Origin of the sequence: Pseudonocardia humida (genome assembly GCF_023898865.1) — a bacterium.
Taxonomy (GTDB): Bacteria; Actinomycetota; Actinomycetes; order Mycobacteriales; family Pseudonocardiaceae; genus Pseudonocardia; species Pseudonocardia humida.
The window spans coordinates 62387-80726 of record NZ_JAGSOV010000049.1 but is presented as its reverse complement, the minus strand read 5'-3'; the positions used below and the strand labels follow the sequence as shown (position 1 = coordinate 80726).

General features: G+C 72.5%; 16 protein-coding genes. 8 read left to right on the top strand and 8 right to left on the bottom strand.

All coding sequences use genetic code 11. The features are described 5' to 3' along the window. Window positions 1-12: 12 nt before the first annotated feature. From KDL28_RS23790 to rpmH, 8 genes are all read right to left on the bottom strand, one after another. A complete protein-coding gene (locus KDL28_RS23790; RefSeq protein WP_252441696.1) occupies window positions 13-990 on the bottom strand; it encodes a ParB/RepB/Spo0J family partition protein in 978 nt (325 codons plus the stop codon). A 5-nt stretch (window positions 991-995) separates the two neighbouring features. Then, window positions 996-1940: a ParA family protein gene (locus tag KDL28_RS23785; RefSeq protein WP_252441695.1), complete on the bottom strand. Its 945-nt coding sequence runs from the start codon at window positions 1938-1940 to the stop codon at window positions 996-998. Next, on the bottom strand, window positions 1937-2632 hold the full coding sequence (gene rsmG / locus KDL28_RS23780) for a 16S rRNA (guanine(527)-N(7))-methyltransferase RsmG (RefSeq protein ID WP_308216052.1): 696 nt from the start codon (window positions 2630-2632) through the stop codon (window positions 1937-1939). The genes KDL28_RS23785 and rsmG overlap by 4 nt, the downstream gene beginning before the upstream one ends. After that, entirely contained in the window at window positions 2625-3173 is a 549-nt protein-coding gene (locus KDL28_RS23775; RefSeq protein ID WP_252441694.1) for a Jag family protein, read from the bottom strand. Before KDL28_RS23775 ends, rsmG begins: the two co-directional genes overlap by 8 nt. 92 nt (window positions 3174-3265) lie before the next feature. Further along, window positions 3266-4405, bottom strand: coding sequence for a membrane protein insertase YidC (gene yidC, locus KDL28_RS23770; protein ID WP_252441693.1), 1140 nt, complete (start codon window positions 4403-4405; stop codon window positions 3266-3268). Further along, a complete protein-coding gene (gene yidD / locus KDL28_RS23765) occupies window positions 4399-4689 on the bottom strand; it encodes a membrane protein insertion efficiency factor YidD (protein WP_252441692.1) in 291 nt (96 codons plus the stop codon). The genes yidC and yidD overlap by 7 nt, the downstream gene beginning before the upstream one ends. Continuing rightward, window positions 4682-5062 (bottom strand): ribonuclease P protein component, encoded by a 381-nt coding sequence (rnpA, locus tag KDL28_RS23760; RefSeq protein WP_252441691.1) that lies wholly within the window; start codon window positions 5060-5062, stop codon window positions 4682-4684. The genes yidD and rnpA overlap by 8 nt, the downstream gene beginning before the upstream one ends. A 13-nt stretch (window positions 5063-5075) precedes the next feature. Beyond that, window positions 5076-5219, bottom strand: coding sequence for a 50S ribosomal protein L34 (gene rpmH, locus KDL28_RS23755; RefSeq protein WP_252441690.1), 144 nt, complete (start codon window positions 5217-5219; stop codon window positions 5076-5078). Between the two features lie 462 nt (window positions 5220-5681). On the opposite strand from rpmH, the gene dnaA reads away from it, so the two are divergent. From dnaA to KDL28_RS42170, 8 genes are all read left to right on the top strand, one after another. Continuing rightward, the gene (dnaA, locus tag KDL28_RS23750) at window positions 5682-7304 is read left to right on the top strand and encodes a chromosomal replication initiator protein DnaA (RefSeq protein WP_252441689.1); all 1623 of its coding nucleotides are present in this window, start codon (window positions 5682-5684) and stop codon (window positions 7302-7304) included. Between the two features lie 856 nt (window positions 7305-8160). Further along, window positions 8161-9324 carry a DNA polymerase III subunit beta gene (gene dnaN, locus KDL28_RS23745; protein WP_252441688.1) on the top strand — a complete coding sequence of 388 codons (1164 nt, stop codon included), beginning with the start codon at window positions 8161-8163 and terminating at the stop codon, window positions 9322-9324. Between the two features lie 68 nt (window positions 9325-9392). Beyond that, window positions 9393-10340 (top strand): phosphogluconate dehydrogenase (NAD(+)-dependent, decarboxylating), encoded by a 948-nt coding sequence (gene gnd / locus KDL28_RS23740; protein ID WP_252441687.1) that lies wholly within the window; start codon window positions 9393-9395, stop codon window positions 10338-10340. Between the two features lie 11 nt (window positions 10341-10351). Then, window positions 10352-11509: a DNA replication/repair protein RecF gene (gene recF, locus KDL28_RS23735; protein WP_252441686.1), complete on the top strand. Its 1158-nt coding sequence runs from the start codon at window positions 10352-10354 to the stop codon at window positions 11507-11509. 33 nt (window positions 11510-11542) lie between these two features. Then, window positions 11543-12178, top strand: coding sequence for a DciA family protein (locus KDL28_RS23730; RefSeq protein WP_252441701.1), 636 nt, complete (start codon window positions 11543-11545; stop codon window positions 12176-12178). A gap of 310 nt (window positions 12179-12488) precedes the next feature. Next, window positions 12489-14474, top strand: a complete 1986-nt coding sequence (gyrB, locus tag KDL28_RS23725) for a DNA topoisomerase (ATP-hydrolyzing) subunit B (RefSeq protein WP_252441685.1) — start codon at window positions 12489-12491, stop codon at window positions 14472-14474. Between the two features lie 58 nt (window positions 14475-14532). After that, window positions 14533-17052, top strand: coding sequence for a DNA gyrase subunit A (gyrA, locus tag KDL28_RS23720; RefSeq protein WP_252441684.1), 2520 nt, complete (start codon window positions 14533-14535; stop codon window positions 17050-17052). 441 nt (window positions 17053-17493) lie between these two features. Then, a complete protein-coding gene (locus tag KDL28_RS42170; protein ID WP_372497051.1) occupies window positions 17494-18300 on the top strand; it encodes a DUF3566 domain-containing protein in 807 nt (268 codons plus the stop codon). Window positions 18301-18340 lie beyond the last annotated feature (40 nt).

Below are 18340 nucleotides of genomic sequence, written 5' to 3'. Positions count from 1 at the left end.
AACCACGACCGGTCAGCCTTCGCGGCGGTCGATCAGCTTCGCGATCCGCTCGAAGTCCTCCGCGGAGCCGAACTCCACCACGATCCGGCCCTTGCGCTGCCCGAACTCGACCTTCACCCGGGTCTCGAACGTGTCGGACCAGCGCTCGGCGAGGCTCTCCATGTCGGGGGTCAGGGACGTCCGGCGGCGGGTGGGGCGGGCGCGGGCCGGTTCCTGCTTGCGGAGCAGGACGACGGCTTCCTCGGTGGCGCGGACCGACATGCCCTCGGCGACGATGCGGGTCGCCAGGTCCTCCTGCTGGCCGGCGTCCTCCAGGCCCAGCAGCGCGCGGGCGTGGCCGGCCGAGAGCACGCCGGCGGCGACCCGTCGCTGCACCGACACCGGCAGCTTCAGCAGGCGGATCGTGTTGGTCACGACGGGGCGGCTGCGGCCGATGCGGTCGGCGAGCTCGGTGTGGGTGACGCCGAACTCCGCCAGCAGCTGCTCGTAGGCGGCGGCCTCGTCGAGCGGGTTGAGCTGGACGCGGTGGATGTTCTCCAGCAGGGCGTCGCGGAGCATGGCGTCGTCGCCGGTGCGGCGCACGATCGCCGGGATGCGGTCGAGCTCGGCGCGTTGCGCGGCGCGCCAGCGGCGCTCGCCCATCACGAGTTGGTACGAGCCGGGTGCGGTCTCGCGGACGACGATCGGCTGCAGCAGCCCGAACTCGCGGATCGAGTGCTCCAGCTCGGCGAGCGCCTCCTCGTCGAAGGCGGTGCGGGGCTGCTTCGGGTTCGGCTGGACGGAGCCGACGCGGATCTCGCGGTACTCGGCGGCGCCCGCCGGCATCGGCTCCAGCTCGGGGGAGGGCTCGGCCAGCGCGACCGACCGGGAGACGGCGCGGTCGAACGAGCCGGCGGGGCGCGGCGCCAGGTCGACGGCCGAGGCCGAGGGGCCGGTGGGGATCAGGGCGGCGAGGCCGCGGCCCAGCCCGCCCTTGCTGCGTTCAGCCATGGTCGTTACCGCCCGTCCCGTCGCCGGGGTGGCTCGTGCGCCGCACCCCGTTCGGCGATCTCCCGGGCGGCGTCGACGTAGCTCATCGACCCGCGCGAGCCGGGGTCGTAGCCGAGCACGGTCTGGCCGAACCCGGGCGCCTCGGACACCTTGACGCTGCGCGGGATGACCGTGCGCAGCACCGTCGGGCCGAAGTGGCTGCGCACCTCGTTGGTGACCTGGTCGGCCAGCTTCGTCCGGCCGTCGTACATGGTCAGCAGGATGGTCGAGACGTCCAGTGAGGTGTTCAGGTGCGAGCGCACCAGCTCGATGTTGCTGAGCAGCTGGCCCAGCCCCTCCAGCGCGTAGTACTCGCACTGGATCGGGATGAGCACCTCGGCCGCGGCGACCAGCGCGTTGACCGTGAGCAGCCCCAGCGACGGCGGGCAGTCGATGAACACGTAGTCGACGCCGACCTCGTCGAGCGCCTGGTCGGAGAGGGCCTGCTTCAGCCGGTTCTCCCGGGCGACCATCGTGACGAGCTCGATCTCGGCGCCGGCCAGGTCGATGGTGGCCGGCACGCAGAACAGGTTCGGCGACGAGGTGCTCTGCGCGGCGGCCTCGGACAGCCGGATCTCGCCCAGCAGCACCTCGTACACCGACGGCGTGCCCACCCGGTGCTCGACGCCGAGCGCGGTGCTGGCGTTGCCCTGCGGGTCGAGGTCGATCACCAGCACGCGGATGCCGTGCATGGCGAGCGCGGCGGCGATGTTGACCGTGCTGGTGGTCTTCCCGACGCCGCCCTTCTGGTTGGCCACGGTCATGATGCGCCGGTGGCGCGGCCGGGGCATGGAGTACCGGTCGGGGTGCAGCACCCGTGCTGCGCGTTCGGCTTCCTCGGCGATCGGCGTCCATCCCGGTGTTCCACGTGAAACATCGGACGCCTGGTGCTGGCTCACGTTGAACGTCACGCCTGCCCTCTCCTGCGTCGTGGGCCGGCGGGTCGACCGGACCCGCGAACCCTCTCGACGACGACGACTGTGCTGAGGGGCTCGACGGTCCCGGCGCCGCACCGGACGATCCGCGGCTCACCGCCACCCGCGCGCCGTACGGCCGCCGCGTCCCGCTCGACCTCGGCGGCCGCGCTGGCGCCCTTCAGCGCGAGCATCATCCCACCGGAACGCAGCAACGGGACACACCAACTCGCCAGCCGGGCCAACGGAGCGACGGCGCGGGCGGTCACCACGTCGGCCCCCTCCCATCGTCGCCGGACATCGGGCTCCTCGGCCCGTCCCCGTTCCACCTCGATCGTCAGACCCAGGTCCGCGACGACCTCGCGCAGCCATTCGACGCGGCGGGCCAGCGGTTCCAGGAGGACGACGTGCAGATCGGGTCGGGCGATGGCCAACGGTATCCCGGGCAGGCCCGCTCCCGAACCCACGTCGACGATCCTCGCGCCGTCCGGCACGATCTCCGCGACCACGGCGCAGTTCAGCACGTGCCGGTCCCACACCCGGGGCGCTTCCCGGGGTCCGATCAGGCCGCGCTCGACCCCGCTGGTGACCAGGTGCTCGGCATAGCGCTGCGCAAGCGAACGCCGGACGCCGAAAACGGCGTCCGGCGTCGGTCCGGCCGGGGTGGCGGGGGCGTCGTCGTCAGGCACCGCGGAAGACGACGACCTGGCGCCGCGGCTCCTCGCCCTCGCTCTCGCTGGACACGCCGCGCACGCGGGCGACCGCGTCGTGCACGACCTTGCGCTCGAACGGCGTCATCGGGCGCAGCCGCACCGACTCGCCGGTGGACAGCACGTCCTTGGCGGTGCGGGTGCCCAGGTCGGTCAGCTCCTCGCGGCGGGCCTGGCGCCATCCGGCGATGTCGAGCATCAGCCGGCTGCGGTTGCCCGACGTCTGCTGGACCGCGAGCCGGGTGAGCTCCTGCAGCGCCTCCAGCACGGCGCCCCGCTCGCCCACGAGCTTGTCCAGGTCCTCGCCGCCGTCGATGCTGACGATGGCACGCCCGGCCTCGACGTCCAGGTCGATGTCGCCGTCGTAGTCGAGCACGTCGAGCAGCCGCTCGAGGTAGTCGCCGGCGATGTCGCCCTCCCGGACCAGCTGGTCCTCGGCGCTCACGGCGGGCTTGTCGGCCGCAGCGGGCTTGTCGGCCGCGGCCTTCTCGGTGCCCTCGTCCTGCGCGGTCTTCGGCACGATGCTCTCCTCTCCAAACGGTCGCGGCGCCGCCGGTCGCCCGGCCCGACCGCAGCGGCCGCCTCCCGGGGCGGCCGCGGTGGTTCGTGGGGTCAGCGGCGCTTGCGCGGCCGCCGGGCGGGCGGGCGGGCGCTGCCGCCGCTGCGCGCGGTGTCGCCCGAGGAGCCGGCGCCGCCGTTCGCGCCACCGGCCGGCTTGGCCGTGCTGCCGCTGGGCTTCGCCGCGCCGTTGCTCGACCCGCCGGCCTTGGCCGTGCTGCCGCCCGGGCGCACGGGCTTGGCCCCGACGGCCGGCTTGCGGGGAGCGACCGGCTTGGCGCCGGGGGTCTTCTTCTTCTCCATCGGGACGGCGGTCTCCGGACGGACCGGCTTCTGCCCCGGGCGCGGCGCGAGCGACTGCTGGGTGGCCGTCTTCTGCTCGGCCTTCTCGCTCTCCTCGGCGTCGATGCGCCGGTACACGACGTACTGCTGGCCCAGGGTCCACAGGTTGTTCGACACCCAGTAGAGCAGCACCGCGAGGGGCAGGAAGGGCGCACCGACGACGACGCCGATCGGGAAGACGTACAGCATCAGCTTGTTCATGATCGCGGTCTGCGGGTTCTCGCCCTGCGCCGCGGTCTGGCGGGCGACCGAGTGCCGCGCCGTGATGTGGGTGAAGATGCCCGCCGCGATCATCAGCGGGATCATCACGATGAGCATCGAGGCGATGGAGGTGCCCGCCGCGTTGAGGGCCTCCTCGCCCTGCAGCACCCAGTTGCCCAGCTTGGCGCCGAACAGGCTGGCCGCGTTGAACGAGTCGACGCCGGCCTTGTCGAAGAAGTAGTTCTCGGTGCGGACCGAGCCATCGGCATTGAGCGGACTGAACGTGCGCAGCACCTGGAACAGGCCGATGAACACCGGCACCTGCACCAGCACCGGGAGGCAGCCGGCGACCGGGTTGACGCCGTGCTCCTTCTGGAGCTTCTGCATCTCCTCGGCCTGCTTCTGCCGATCGTTCGCGTACTTCTTGCGCAGCTTCGCGATCTCCGGCTGGAACTCCTGCATCTTGCGCATGGACCGGACCTGCGCCACGAAGGGCTTGTACAGGATCAGCCGGAGCGTGAAGACCAGGAACATGACCGAGAGGGTCCAGGCGATGCCGCCGCCCAGGCCCGCCTCGCCGAACAGGAAGCTGAACGCCTTGTGCCAGACCCAGAGGATGAACGAGACCGGGTAGTAGATGAAGTTCAGCACGGCGCTTGATCCTCCTGGTGTTGCCGGGCCGGACGGGGACGGCGCGGTGGCACCGGGTCGATACCCCCAGGGTGCCACGGGTGGCAGCGCAGCAACCGCCGTGTGGTGAGCCATGTGCCGCGCAGCGGCCCGTGCACCTGCAGCGCCTCGATCGCGTACGCGCTGCAGGTCGGGTAGAAGCGGCAGGTGGGGGGGAAGGCGGGGGAGATCCAGCGCTGGTAGCCGCGCAGCAGCCCGACCAGCGCCCGGGTCGGCAGGGAGCGCCGGGGGGCCGGTTCAGCCACCGGTCCTCACCGGGTCCCCGGGATCGGACCGGCCGAGCTTGCGGCGGGCGGCGCGCAGCCCGGAGCCGAGGTCGTCGGCCAGTTCGGCCGAGGACGCGGTCGCCGCGGGCGGCAGCGCCCGCACGACGACGCGGGCTCCCGGCGGGAGGTCGGCCAGCAGGGGCCGGACCAGGTGCCGCAGGCGGCGGGTGACGCGGTGGCGCTGCACGGAACCACCGACGGCCTTGCTCACGACGAAACCGGCCCGTGGTGCACCGGACCCGGTGGGGCGGTCGAGGTGCACCACGAGCCGTGATCGGCCACCACGTCGGCCTCGACGGATGACGGAGGCGAACTCGTCCCGGCGGCGGAGCCGGGAACCGGCCGGCAGCACGGGGAGGGCCGGATCAGGCGGAGAGCTTGTCGCGGCCCTTGCTCCGGCGGGCCGCGACGATGGCGCGCCCGGCCCGGGTGCGCATCCGCAGCCGGAAGCCGTGCGTGCGGGACCGGCGGCGGTTGTTCGGCTGGAAGGTGCGCTTGCCCTTGCTCACGGTCGGCTCTCTCCTGCTCGTCGGCTGGAGGGGGGCTCCGGCCGTCGAGGATCATCAATCGGGGTCTGGACGGGTGTCGCTATCGTGCTCCGGCGCTCGCGGACCCGCCACCGAAGGGCGCAGCCCGACGCGTGGCCGCGCGAACACGGTCCCGACCAGGGTACGCAGGGCGTCGAACGGGGGTCAAACCGCCCCGGGCCTCACCGTTCGGAGGCACCCGGACGGTCGGGGGCGCCTTGTGGGCGGCGGGCCGGGTTGTTACCTTGCTCGCTCCCGCGCGGTCCGGGTCCGGGGTGGAACCGGGAGAACCGCGGGCGACATCCGAAGGGCCGGGGCGCACGCGAGGGGCGTGGCACGTCCCGTACCGTCTTGCGCACAGGTGTGGACAAGTCTGGGGATCGATCCGACCCGTCGGGGGTCCGGGTGCTTCGTGGTGGGACGACCGGAGGGGAGAACCGACCGGTGGCCGACCAAGCGGGCGATCTCGGGCAGGTGTGGAACCGGGTGATCGCCGACCTGTCCGGCGCGTCCGCGGTCGCGGGCGCCCAGACGCTCTCCCACCAGCAGCGCGCGTTCCTGCGGTTGACGCGTCCGCTCGGCCTGATCGACGGCACCGCCCTGCTGGCCGCGCCGAGCGAGTTCGCCAAGGACGCCATCGAGCGGATCCTGCGCCGGCCGATCAGCGACGCGCTGGGCCGCCACCTCGGCGTCACGGTCAACCTCGCGGTCGTCGTCGACGCCTCCGCCGCCTCGGGCGGCACCGAGGTCCCCGACCCGCCCGGTGCCGCGATGCCCCCGCCCGCGCCGCCGGTGATCGGCCCGTCCGGCGCAGACCCGCTCGGTCCCCGCCCCGGCGACAGCGGCTTCGGCGACGACATCCGCCCGACCGACAGCGCCGCCCTCTCCTACGCGGGCCCCACCACCGGGCCGCTGGCCGTGGTCGAGCCCGACGCCGGCCCGGTCGGGATGCCCGGCGGCGACGGTCGCGCGCCCGCCCCGTGGCAGCCGCACCCCGTCCCGCAGGCGAACGACCAGACCCAGGCGCGCTCGCAGACGCGGCTCAACGAGAAGTACACGTTCGACACGTTCGTCATCGGCGCCTCCAACCGGTTCAGCCACGCCGCGGCGGTCGCCGTGGCCGAGGCGCCGGCGCGGGCGTACAACCCGCTGTTCATCTGGGGCGAGTCCGGTCTGGGCAAGACCCACCTGCTGCACGCGGTCGGCCACTACACGCAGCGGCTGTTCCCCGGCATGCGCGTGCGGTACGTCTCGACCGAGGAGTTCACGAACGACTTCATCAACTCCCTGCGCGACGACCGCAAGGTGGCGTTCCAGCGCCGCTACCGCGACATCGACGTGCTGCTGGTCGACGACATCCAGTTCCTGGAGGGCAAGGAAGGCACCCAGGAGGAGTTCTTCCACACCTTCAACACGCTGCACAACGCCAACAAGCAGATCGTCGTGTCCTCCGACCGGCCGCCGAAGCGGCTGGAGACGCTGGAGGACCGGATGCGCACCCGCTTCGAGTGGGGGCTGATCACCGACATCCAGCCACCCGAGCTGGAGACCCGGATCGCCATCCTGCGCAAGAAGGCCGCGCAGGACCGGCTGGCGGTGCCGGGCGACGTGCTGGAGTTCATCGCCGAGCGGATCGAGCGCAACATCCGCGAGCTGGAGGGCGCGCTGATCCGGGTGACGGCGTTCGCGTCGCTGAACCGGCAGCCGGTCGACACCCAGCTGGCCGAGATCGTGCTGCGCGACCTCATCCCCGACTCGGCCGCCTCGGAGATCACCGCCCCGACGATCATGGCGGTGGTGGCCGAGTTCTTCGGCGTCACGATGGACGAGCTGTGCGGCCCGGGCAAGACGAAGGCGCTCGCGCAGTCCCGCCAGATCGCCATGTACCTCTGCCGCGAGCTGACCGACCTCTCGCTGCCGCGCATCGGGCAGACCTTCGGCGGTCGCGACCACACCACGGTCATGCACGCCGACAAGAAGATCCGCAACGAGATCGCCCAGCGCCGCAAGACGTTCGAGCAGGTGCAGGAGCTGACCGCGCGCATCAAGCAGCGCGCCCGCGGCTGACCGCCCTCCTGCCCCGCCCCCACAGACCGTCCCCGGCTCCGGGCTGACGGGCACCGGCCGGCGGCGTCGGCGTCGGCGTCGGCGTCGGCGTCGGCGTCGGCGTCGGGTGCGGCTAGCAGAGATCCGCGCCGTCGGGCGCGGGCCACGCCGGGGTCCCCGCATCCCCATCCCAAGGTGGGCCACGATGGGTGGGTCCGGCGGACCGCTCAGCGGCGCCACCCCCTCGTTCGTCGCACTGCGTGATCGACGCGCCCGACGGGTCGTCCCCACCTCCGGTCACCGCTACTGCGGAGCGTGTTCCCACTGTGACTCCTGTGGGTGGGCCGACCGCCGGAACACCGGATTAACGGTCGCAGAACGCTCCCCGACCCGGAGTTGTCCACCCACATCTGGGGACAACTCTGTGGATGCCGGTGGAGAGGGCTGAGGAAGGATCGTGTACGGACCGTGGACAACCGGTGGCCAACCCGGGGACAGGTGGGGGCCGACGCGGTCCATCCACCGCCCGCCCGAGTTGCCCACCCCTGCGCCCACCCCCTTGTCCACAGGCCGCCGCACCGGCGGACCAGCCCGGACCCGCTCCATCCCCACAATCCACAGGTGTGAGTACTACTGCGGTAGATCTCTTCCTCTTGAACTACGAAGAAGAACAACGGGGTGGATGGATCGCGGAGGTCCCGATCGGGCCCGCCACCGAGGGGGAAGCCGGGATGACACCCGCCGCGGGGAGGCTCTACGGTGGGCACCCGGCCCGGGGCGTCCCGGGCGAACCACCGCGGTGCTCGGACGTCGACCCGGCGGCTCCCCGCCGACCGACCGTCCCCCCACTACCCACCGCCGGCGCGAGAGGTCCCCCATGAAGTTCCGGGTCGAACGCGACGTACTGGCCGACGCGGCGGCATGGGTGGCGCGCAGCCTTCCTGCCCGCCCACCCGTCCCGGTGCTCGGTGGCGTCCTGATCGACGCCACCACCGGTCCGGGCGGCGACCGGCTCACGGTGTCCGGTTTCGACTACGAGACCTCGGCCCGGGTCGAGCTGGACGCCACGATCGGCGACGCCGGCCGCGTCCTGGTCTCGGGGCGGCTGCTCGCCGACATCACGCGCGCGCTGCCCTCCAAGCCCGTCGACCTGGTGGTCGACGGCTCCCGCGCCACGATCAACTGCGGGAGCAGCCGGTTCAGCCTGCCGACCATGCCGGTCGAGGACTACCCGCAGCTGCCGTCGATGCCGCAGCTGGCCGGCTCGGTCGCGGCCGACGTGCTGGCCCAGGCGGTGGCGCAGGTGGCGGTGGCGGCCGGGCGCGACGACACGCTGCCGATGCTGACCGGCATCCGGTTGGAGATCGAGGGCACCCGGCTCACCCTGGCCGCGACCGACCGGTTCCGGTTGGCGGTCCGCGAGCTCGACTGGACCCCCGAGGACGACACGAGCAGCGCGGTGCTGATCCCGGCGCGCACGCTCGCCGAGGTGGCCAAGACGCTGGCCGGGGCGGGCACGGTGGAGCTCGCGCTGTCCGCGGGCGACGGCATGCTCGGCATCACCGGCGGCGGCCGCCGCGCCACCACCCGGCTGCTCGACGCGGAGTTCCCGCGCTTCCGCCAGCTGATCCCGGCCGAGCACACGAGCGCCGCGATCCTCGAGGTGGCGCCGCTGGTCGAGGCGATCAAGCGGGTCGCGCTGGTGACCGACCGGGTCGCCCAGGTCCGCATGGAGTTCAGCGAGGACGGACTGCGCCTGGCCGCGGGCGGCGACGACGTCGGCAGTGCGGAGGAGGAGCTGCGCTGCGAGTTCGAGGGCACCGAGCTGACCATCGCGTTCAACCCCGGCTACCTGCTCGACGCGCTCGGCGCCCTGCACACCGACCGCGCCCAGCTGACGTTCACCACTCCGAACCGCCCGGCGCTCGTCCGTCCGGTGCCCGCTCCGCCCGCGGAGTCCGGGGACGAACCGGCCGCCGACGCCCCCGAACCCGTTCCGGGGTACCTCCACCTGCTGATGCCGGTGCGCCTGCCCGGCTGAGGTCGGCCGGCACCGGGTAGAACACCGGGGACAGCGGCCGCCGCCACACGACACAGGGGAGTACAGCCGTGCAACTCGGACTCATCGGGCTGGGCAAGATGGGCGGCAACATGCGCGACCGCCTGCGCAGCGCGGGCCACGAGGTCGTCGGGTACGACCCGCGGCCGGAGGTCACCGACGTCGACTCGTTGGCCGCGCTGGCCCAGGCGCTGACCGCCCCCCGGGTGGTCTGGGTGATGGTGCCCTCCGGGGAGATCACTCGCGGCACGATCCGCGAGCTGGCCGACGTGCTCGAACCGGGGGACCTGGTGATCGACGGCGGGAACTCCCGCTACACCGACGACGGCCCGAACGCGGCGCTGCTCGACGCGAAGGGGATCGGCTACCTCGACTGCGGGGTGTCCGGCGGGATCTGGGGCAAGGACAACGGCTACGGGCTGATGGCAGGCGGTTCCGCGGAGGACGTCGAGCGGGCGATGCCGATCTTCGACGCGCTGCGCCCGGAGGGCCCGCGCGAGGAGGGCTTCGCGCACGCCGGCCCGGTCGGCGCGGGCCACTTCTCGAAGATGGTGCACAACGGCATCGAGTACGGCCTGATGCAGGCCTACGCCGAGGGCTTCGAGCTGCTCTCGGCGGCCGAGCTGGTGACCGACGTGCCCGCCGTCCTGCAGGCCTGGTCGCGCGGCACCGTCGTCCGGTCCTGGCTGCTCGACCTGATGGTCATCGCGCTCAAGGACGACCCGGAGCTGGCCAAGCTCGACGACTACGTCGACGACTCCGGCGAGGGCCGCTGGACCATCGAGGAGGCGATCACCCACGCGGTGCCGCTCCCGGTGATCTCGGCCGCGCTGTTCGCCCGGTTCGCCTCCCGCCAGGACTCCTCGCCCGCGATGCGCGCGGTCGCCGCGCTGCGCCAGCAGTTCGGCGGGCACGCGGTGCGCTCGGCGGCCGGCCCGTCCGGGCTGCCCGGCGACCACGCCGGCCCGAGCTCGGGCACCGGGTCCACCCAGAGCTAGGTCCCGCGCCCGTGCACCTGCGACGCCTGACGGTCACCGACTTCCGGTCGTGGCCGCAGGCCGAGCTGGAGCTGGAGCCGGGCGTCACGGTGCTGGTGGGGCCGAACGGGGTCGGCAAGACCAACCTCGTGGAGGCGGTCGGCTACCTGGCCACGCTCGGGTCGCACCGGGTCGCCGCCGACGCCCCGCTGATCCGGCGGGGCGCCGAGCGGGCGGTCGTGCGGTGCCAGGTGGTGCACCACGGCCGCGAGCTGGGCGTCGAGCTGGAGATCAACAACGGCCGGGCGAACCGGGCGCGGATCAACCGCGCTCCGGCCGCCCGGCCGCGCGACGTGCTGGGCATCCTGCGCACCGTGCTGTTCGCGCCGGAGGACCTGGCGCTCGTGCGGGGCGACCCGGGGGAGCGCCGGCGCTTCCTGGACGACCTGCTGGTCGCCCGGTTCCCGCGCTACGCCGCGGTCCGGGCCGACTACGAGCGGGTGCTCAAGCAACGCTCGGCGCTGCTGAAGAGCGCCCGCGCCGGCGGCGACCTGCGCACCCTCGACGTGTGGGACGGCCACCTCGCCGCGCACGGTTCGGCGCTGCTGGCCGGGCGCCTGGAGCTGGCGACGGCGCTTGCCCCGCTGGCCGCGGCGGCGTTCGCGGAGGTCGCGCCGACCTCGGACGAGATCGCGCTGGTGTACCGCTCGGCCCTGGACCCGGACGCCGGGCCCGGCGCGGTCACCGGCCTGCCGATGGCCGCAGCGGAGCTGGAGGCGCTGCTGCTGGAGTCGCTGGGGCGGATGCGCCGCCAGGAGGTCGAGCGCGGGGTCTGCCTGGTCGGACCGCACCGCGACGACCTCGACCTGCGCCTCGGCGAGGGCCCGGCCAAGGGCTACGCCAGCCACGGCGAGTCCTGGGCGCTGGCGCTGGCCCTGCGGCTGGCGTCCTACCGGCTGCTGCTCGCCGACGACGTCGAGCCGGTGCTGATCCTCGACGACGTCTTCGCCGAGCTCGACACCCGGCGCAGGCGGGCGCTGGCCGACGTGGCCGCGCGCGCCGAGCAGGTGCTGATCACCGCCGCGGTCGCCGAGGACGTGCCGGACGGTCTGGTGGGCGCCAGGTTCGCGGTGAGTGACGGCACGATCGACCGGCTTCCGCAAGAGGCCACGTCAGGACGGTCGCTGTGATGCCCAGCACCTGGGGACAAGGTTGTGGATACTGTGGATAACTTCCCCCGACCTGGTGATGACAAGCGGAAACAACCGCCCGCCGTACCCGGCGAACCGTCCGGCGCGGCCCCCGACGGGGCGGTTGTCCCCACCCCTGGGGACAACTCGGGGCCAACCGCTCGCCGTGGCGCCGACCTCGCGCGCGATGCGCTACGCGCTGCGAGGGAGGCCTCGGCCCAGCGCGCGTCCAAGCGGAACGCCGAGCGCGAGGGCAGGCGCTCGGCCACGCCGCGCGGTCGGCGCAGGCGGTGGTCCGGCGCCGGACCCGACGAGCGCGACCCGCAGCCCTTCGGCCGGCTCATCTCCCGGGTCTCCCTCGACCGCGGCTGGTCGCCCCGGCTGACCGACGCCACGGTGCTGAGCCGGTGGCCGCAGCTGGTCGGGGCGGAGATCGCCGACCACTGCACCCCGCTGTCGCTGCGCGACGGGGAGCTGGTGCTGCAGGCCGAGTCGACGGCGTGGGCGACGCAGCTGCGCACGCTGCAGCGCCAGCTGCTCGGTCGGATCGCCGCCGGTGTGGGCCGCGACGTGGTCAAGCGCATCCGGGTCGTCGGGCCGTCCGGCCCGAGCTGGCGCCACGGCCCGCGTACGGTGCGCGGCCGCGGCCCGCGCGACACGTACGGCTGAGGCCGCCGACGGTCTGCCGGAGTGGTTCGGATGCCCGAATCGTCCGGAGGCCGAATCAGGGCGACGTGACGGCGCCGCAGGACGTCCGCCGACCCCTTTCAGCCGTGGGGACCCGAACCCTTTCCCGATCGTAGGTCTGCGGCGCTCCTGGGCGGGTCCTAGCGGGCTTTCTGTCGGAGCGCCCCGGTATGATGGAGACATGTTCACGGGCGCTCCCCGATCGCCCGGTAGACAGGTCCCTGAGCCGGACAGCGCTCCCACGCGCCCGTGCCGGCCCACGGGGCCCTTGTGGCGAGGAGTTGCACGACCCGTGCCGGAGAAGAAGAACAGCTACAGCGCTTCGTCGATCACCGTGCTGGAGGGCCTCGAGGCCGTTCGCAAGCGTCCCGGCATGTACATCGGCTCCACCGGGGAGCGCGGTCTGCACCACCTGATCTGGGAGGTCGTGGACAACGCCGTCGACGAGGCGATGGCGGGCTACGCCACCCGCGTCGAGGTCGTCCTGCAGGAGGACGGCGGCATCAGCGTCACCGACGACGGCCGCGGCATCCCGGTCGGCATGCACCCGGTGGAGAAGAAGCCCGCCGTCGAGATGGTGCTGACCATGCTGCACGCGGGCGGCAAGTTCGACAGCGACTCCTACGCGGTGTCCGGCGGCCTGCACGGCGTCGGCGTCTCGGTGGTGAACGCGCTGTCGGTCGCGCTCGACGTGGAGATCCACACCGACGGGCACGTCTGGCGCCAGCACTACGCGCGCTCGATCCCCGGGCCGCTGCGCAAGGGCGAGCCGACCACGCGCACCGGCTCCAAGGTGACCTACTGGGCCGACGGCGACATCTTCGAGACGCTGACCTACAACATCGAGACGATCCGGCGCCGGCTGCAGGAGATGGCGTTCCTGAACAAGGGGCTGACCATCGTCCTGCGCGACGAGCGCAACGGCGACTCGGCGGGTTCGGAGGCCGAGGAGCCCGACGCCGAGGGTTTCGTGGCGAAGGTCAGGGAGCACGTCTTCCACTACCCGAACGGGCTCGAGGACTTCGTCGCGCACCTGAACAAGTCCAAGGACCCGATCCACAAGAAGCTGGTCGCCTACTCCGCGGAGGCCGAGGGCCACGCGGTCGAGGTGGCCATGCAGTGGAACTCCGGCTACACCGAGTCGGTCTACACCTTCGCCAACACGATCAACACGCACGAGGGCGGCACCCACGAGGAGGGCTTCCGCGCCGCGCTGACCACCACGGTCAACCGCTACGCGCGCGACAAGAAGCTCATCAAGGACAAGGACCCGGCGCTCACCGGCGACGACATCCGCGAGGGGCTGGCCGCGATCGTCTCGGTCAAGGTCAAGGAGCCGCAGTTCGAGGGCCAGACCAAGACCAAGCTGGGCAACACCGAGGTCAAGTCGTTCGTGCAGCGGGTGAGCAACGAGTGGCTGGCCGACTGGTTCGAGCGCAACCCCGCCGACGCCAAGACGATCCTCAACAAGGCCGTCTCCTCGGCGCAGGCCCGGATGGCCGCGCGCAAGGCGCGTGAACTGGTGCGGCGCAAGAGCGCGGGCGACATCGGCGGGCTGCCCGGCAAGCTGGCCGACTGCCGCTCCACCGACCCGGTCCGGTCGGAGGTCTACATCGTCGAGGGCGACTCGGCCGGCGGTTCGGCCAAGTCCGGGCGCGACTCGATGTTCCAGGCGATCCTGCCGATCCGCGGCAAGATCATCAACGTGGAGAAGGCCCGGATCGACCGCGTCCTCAAGAACGCCGAGGTCCAGTCGATCATCACCGCGCTGGGCACCGGCATCCACGACGAGTTCGACCTGTCCAAGCTGCGCTACCACAAGATCGTGCTGATGGCCGACGCCGACGTCGACGGCCAGCACATCCGCACCCTGCTGCTGACCCTGCTGTTCCGGTTCATGCGGCCGCTGGTGGAGGCCGGGCACGTCTACCTGGCCCAGCCCCCGCTCTACAAGATCAAGTGGGGCGGCCGCGGCGCCGTGCCGGAGTTCGCCTACACCGACCGCGAGCTGCAGGGCCTGCTCCAGGCCGGCCGGGAGGCCGGCAAGAAGATCCCGAAGGACGAGGGGATCCAGCGCTACAAGGGTCTGGGCGAGATGAACGCCAAGGAGCTGTGGGAGACCACGATGGACCCGGCGCACCGCATCCTGCTGCAGGTCACGCTGGACGACGCGGCCACGGCGGACGAGCTGTTCTCGATCCTGATGGGCGAGGACGTCGAGTCCCGCCGCTCGTTCATCACCCGCAACGCCAAGGACGTGCGGTTCCTGGACGTCTAGCGGCCCGTCGCACCACCGCCGCTGACGCCCGCCGCAGGTTCCGCACGAGAGAAGGACGATGACCGACACCCTGGACCCCACCCTGCCGCCCACCGGACCCACCGGCGGCGGTGGCGGCCACGACCGGACCGAGCCGCGCGACATCCAGGAGGAGATGCAGCGCTCCTACATCGACTATGCGATGAGCGTCATCGTCGGCCGGGCGCTGCCGCTGGTCGAGGACGGGCTCAAGCCGGTGCACCGGCGGGTGCTGTACTCGATGGGCGAGAACGGCTTCCGCCCCGACCGCAGCTACGTCAAGTGCGCCCGCGTGGTCGGCGAGGTCATGGGGAACTACCACCCCCACGGCGACACCTCGATCTACGACGCGCTGGTGCGGCTGGCCCAGCCGTGGGCGCTGCGCTACCCGCTGATCGACGGCCAGGGTAACTTCGGATCACGCGGCAATGACCCGGCTGCCGCAATGCGTTACACCGAATGCCGACTCTCGCCGCTGGCGATGGCGATGCTGCAGGACATCGACGAGGACACCGTCGACTTCAGCGACAACTACGACGGCAAGGCCCAGGAGCCCGACGTCCTGCCGTCGCGGGTGCCCAACCTGCTGATCAACGGCAGCGCCGGGATCGCCGTCGGGATGGCCACCAACGTCCCGCCGCACAACCTGCGCGAGGTCGGCGCCGGCGTGGTGTGGGCGCTGGACAACTGGGAGGCCACCGACGAGGAGCTGCTCACCGCCCTCATGGAGCGGATCAAGGGCCCGGACTTCCCGACCTCCGGCCTGATCGTCGGCCGGGACGGGATCGAGCAGGCCTACCGCACCGGTCGCGGGTCGGTGCGGATGCGCGCGGTGGTGGAGGTCGAGGAGGACGCCAAGGGGCGCACCATCCTGGTCGTCACCGAGCTGCCCTACCAGGTCAACCCGGACAACCTCATCGAGTCGATCGCCAGCCAGCACCGCGACGGCAAGCTCACCGGCATCTCCGAGATCAACGACGAGTCGTCCGACCGCATCGGCATGCGGATCGTGATCACGCTCAAGCGCGACGCCGTCGCCAAGGTCGTGCTGAACAACCTGTTCAAGCACACGCAGCTGCAGCAGGGCTTCGGCGTCAACATGCTGGCGATCGTCGACGGCGTGCCGCGCACGCTGCGGCTCGACCAGCTGGTGCGCCACTACATCCGCCACCAGATCGACGTCATCGTCCGGCGCACCCGCTACCGGCTGCGCAAGGCCGAGGAGCGGGCCCACATCCTGCGCGGCTACGTCAAGGCGCTCGACGCGCTGGACGAGGTCATCGCGCTCATCCGCGCCTCGGCGACGGTCGACGTCGCCCGGGCCGGCCTGATCGAGCTGCTCGACGTCGACGACATCCAGGCCCAGGCCATCCTGGACATGCAGCTGCGCAGGCTGGCCGCGCTGGAGCGCCAGAAGATCATCGACGAGCTGGCCGAGATCGAGCGCACGATCGCCGACCTGGAGGACATCCTCGCCCGCCCGGAGCGGCAGCGCCAGATCGTCCGCGACGAGCTCACCGAGATCGTCGAGAAGCACGGCGACGACCGCCGCACCGTGATCGTCGCCGACGACGGCGACGTCACCAACGAGGACCTGATCGCCGTCGAGGACGTGGTCGTCACGATCACCCAGACCGGCTACGCGAAGCGCACCAAGACCGACCTCTACCGGGCGCAGAAGCGCGGCGGGAAGGGCGTGCAGGGCGCGACGCTCAAGCAGGACGACATCGTCGCGCACTTCTTCGTCTGCTCCACGCACGACTGGATGCTGTTCTTCACCAACAAGGGCCGGGTCTACCGGCTCAAGGCCTACGAGCTGCCCGAGGCCAACCGCAACGCCCGCGGTCAGCACGTGGCCAACCTGCTGGCCTTCCAGTCCGACGAGCACATCGCCCAGGTCATGCAGATCAAGGACTACCAGGCCGCCCCCTATCTCGTCCTGGCGACGAGAACCGGTCTGGTGAAGAAGTCCCGGCTGACCGACTTCGACTCGCCGCGCTCCGGCGGCCTGATCGGCATCAACCTCCGCGACGACGACGAGCTGGTCGGCGCGGTGCTCTCCGCCGCGGACGACGACCTCCTGCTGATCTCGGCCGAGGGCCAGTCGATCCGGTTCACCGCCAGCGACGAGGTGCTGCGCCCGATGGGCCGGGCCACCTCGGGCGTGCTGGGCATGCGGTTCAACACCGGCGACCGGCTGCTGTCCCTCGGGGTGGTGCGGCCGGAGACCTACGTGCTGGTCGCGACGGCGGGCGGCTACGCCAAGCGCACGCCGATCGAGGACTACCCGGTCCAGGGCCGCGGCGGTAAGGGGGTTCTGACTCTCCAGTACGACAGGCGACGTGGCACCCTGGTCGGCGCGCTCATCGTCGGCATCGACGACGAGCTGTACGCGATCACCTCGACCGGCGGGGTGATCCGGACTTCGGCCCGTGAAGTGCGCAAAGCGGGCCGGCAGACCAAGGGGGTCCGGCTGATGAACCTCGGCGAGACCGCCACGCTGCTGGCCGTGGCCCGCAACGCCGAGGACGACGCCGAGGACCCCGAGCTGCGCAGCTGACCGACCACCGCGGCCCGACAACCACAGCCCCAGCCCCGAGGAGACGTTCACCTCGTGAACGACAAGACCGACACCCCGGACCAGCCCGACCGCAGCGGCTCGGTCGCCACCGGCGACCAGAAGTCGGGCCAGGATCCGGCGACGCCGAAACCGGGCAACGGCGCCGCGCGCACGCCGTCCGCCGCCGGCGGCCAGGACGGGTCGGCGCCCTCCCCGGGCGACGCGGACGGTTCGGGCGCGACCGTGCGCCCGGACCAGGCGACCAGGCCGGTCACCTCGCCCGAGCAGGCGGCTGGGGCGACGGCGGCGCCCGCCGCGAAGCCGTCGCCGGGGCAGGCCGCGGCGAAGCCGGACAAGGCGCCCGCCCCGTCGCCGGCCAAGAAGGAGCCGGGGCTGTTCGACGAGCACCGGGTCCACGGGGCCGACGCCCCGACGGCCCGCATCCGGCTCCCCGAGGGCAAGGGCAACGGTGCTGCCACCGGGTCGACGGCCGCGGAGCAGGCGACCGAGCAGGCGGCCAAGCCCGCGGCCAAGGCGACCGCGAAGCCGTCGAGCCCGCGCCCGGCCCGGCCGGGCGGGCTCCCGGCCGACGTCGACGAGGCCGCCGTCACCCGTCCCGGTCCGGCGCCCGCCCCGCAGGCCGCCCCGCCGTGGAACCGGGTGCCCGGCAAGGAGGCGGCTCCCGGCCGCTACGACGAGCCGCAGCAGGTCGTGACGACCGACGCCTCGGTGGGCGAGCTCCTCCAGGAGGGCCCGACCACCTACATCGACGTCAACGACCGCGGCATCGCCCCGCCGCCGCCGCGCGAGGCCCTGGACGACGAGGGCGAAGCGGCCACCACCCGCACCGGCGGCTGGCCGGCCGCCCGTCCGGGCCGCAGCCGCCCGCCGCGCCAGGCGGCGCTGCAGCTCAAGCGGCTCGACCCGTGGTCGGTGCTCAAGCTGGCCCTGGTGCTGGCCGTGGTGCTGTTCTTCATCTGGCTGGTCGCCGTGGGCGTGCTCTACGGCGTCCTGGACGGCATGGGCGTGTGGGACAAGCTGAACGGCACCTACTCCGACCTGGTCTCCGGCGAGGCGGCCACGGGCAGCCCGCTGATCAGCGCCGGCCGGGTGCTGGGGCTGGCCGCGGTGGTGGGTGCGATCAACAGCCTGCTGTTCGCGGTGGCGGCGACGGTCGCGGCGTTCGTCTACAACGTCTCGGCCGACCTCGTCGGCGGTATCGAGGTCACGCTCTCGGAGCGCGACTGACCTGCGGATCCCGCAAGGGGTATCCGGTTGTCGGCGGTCG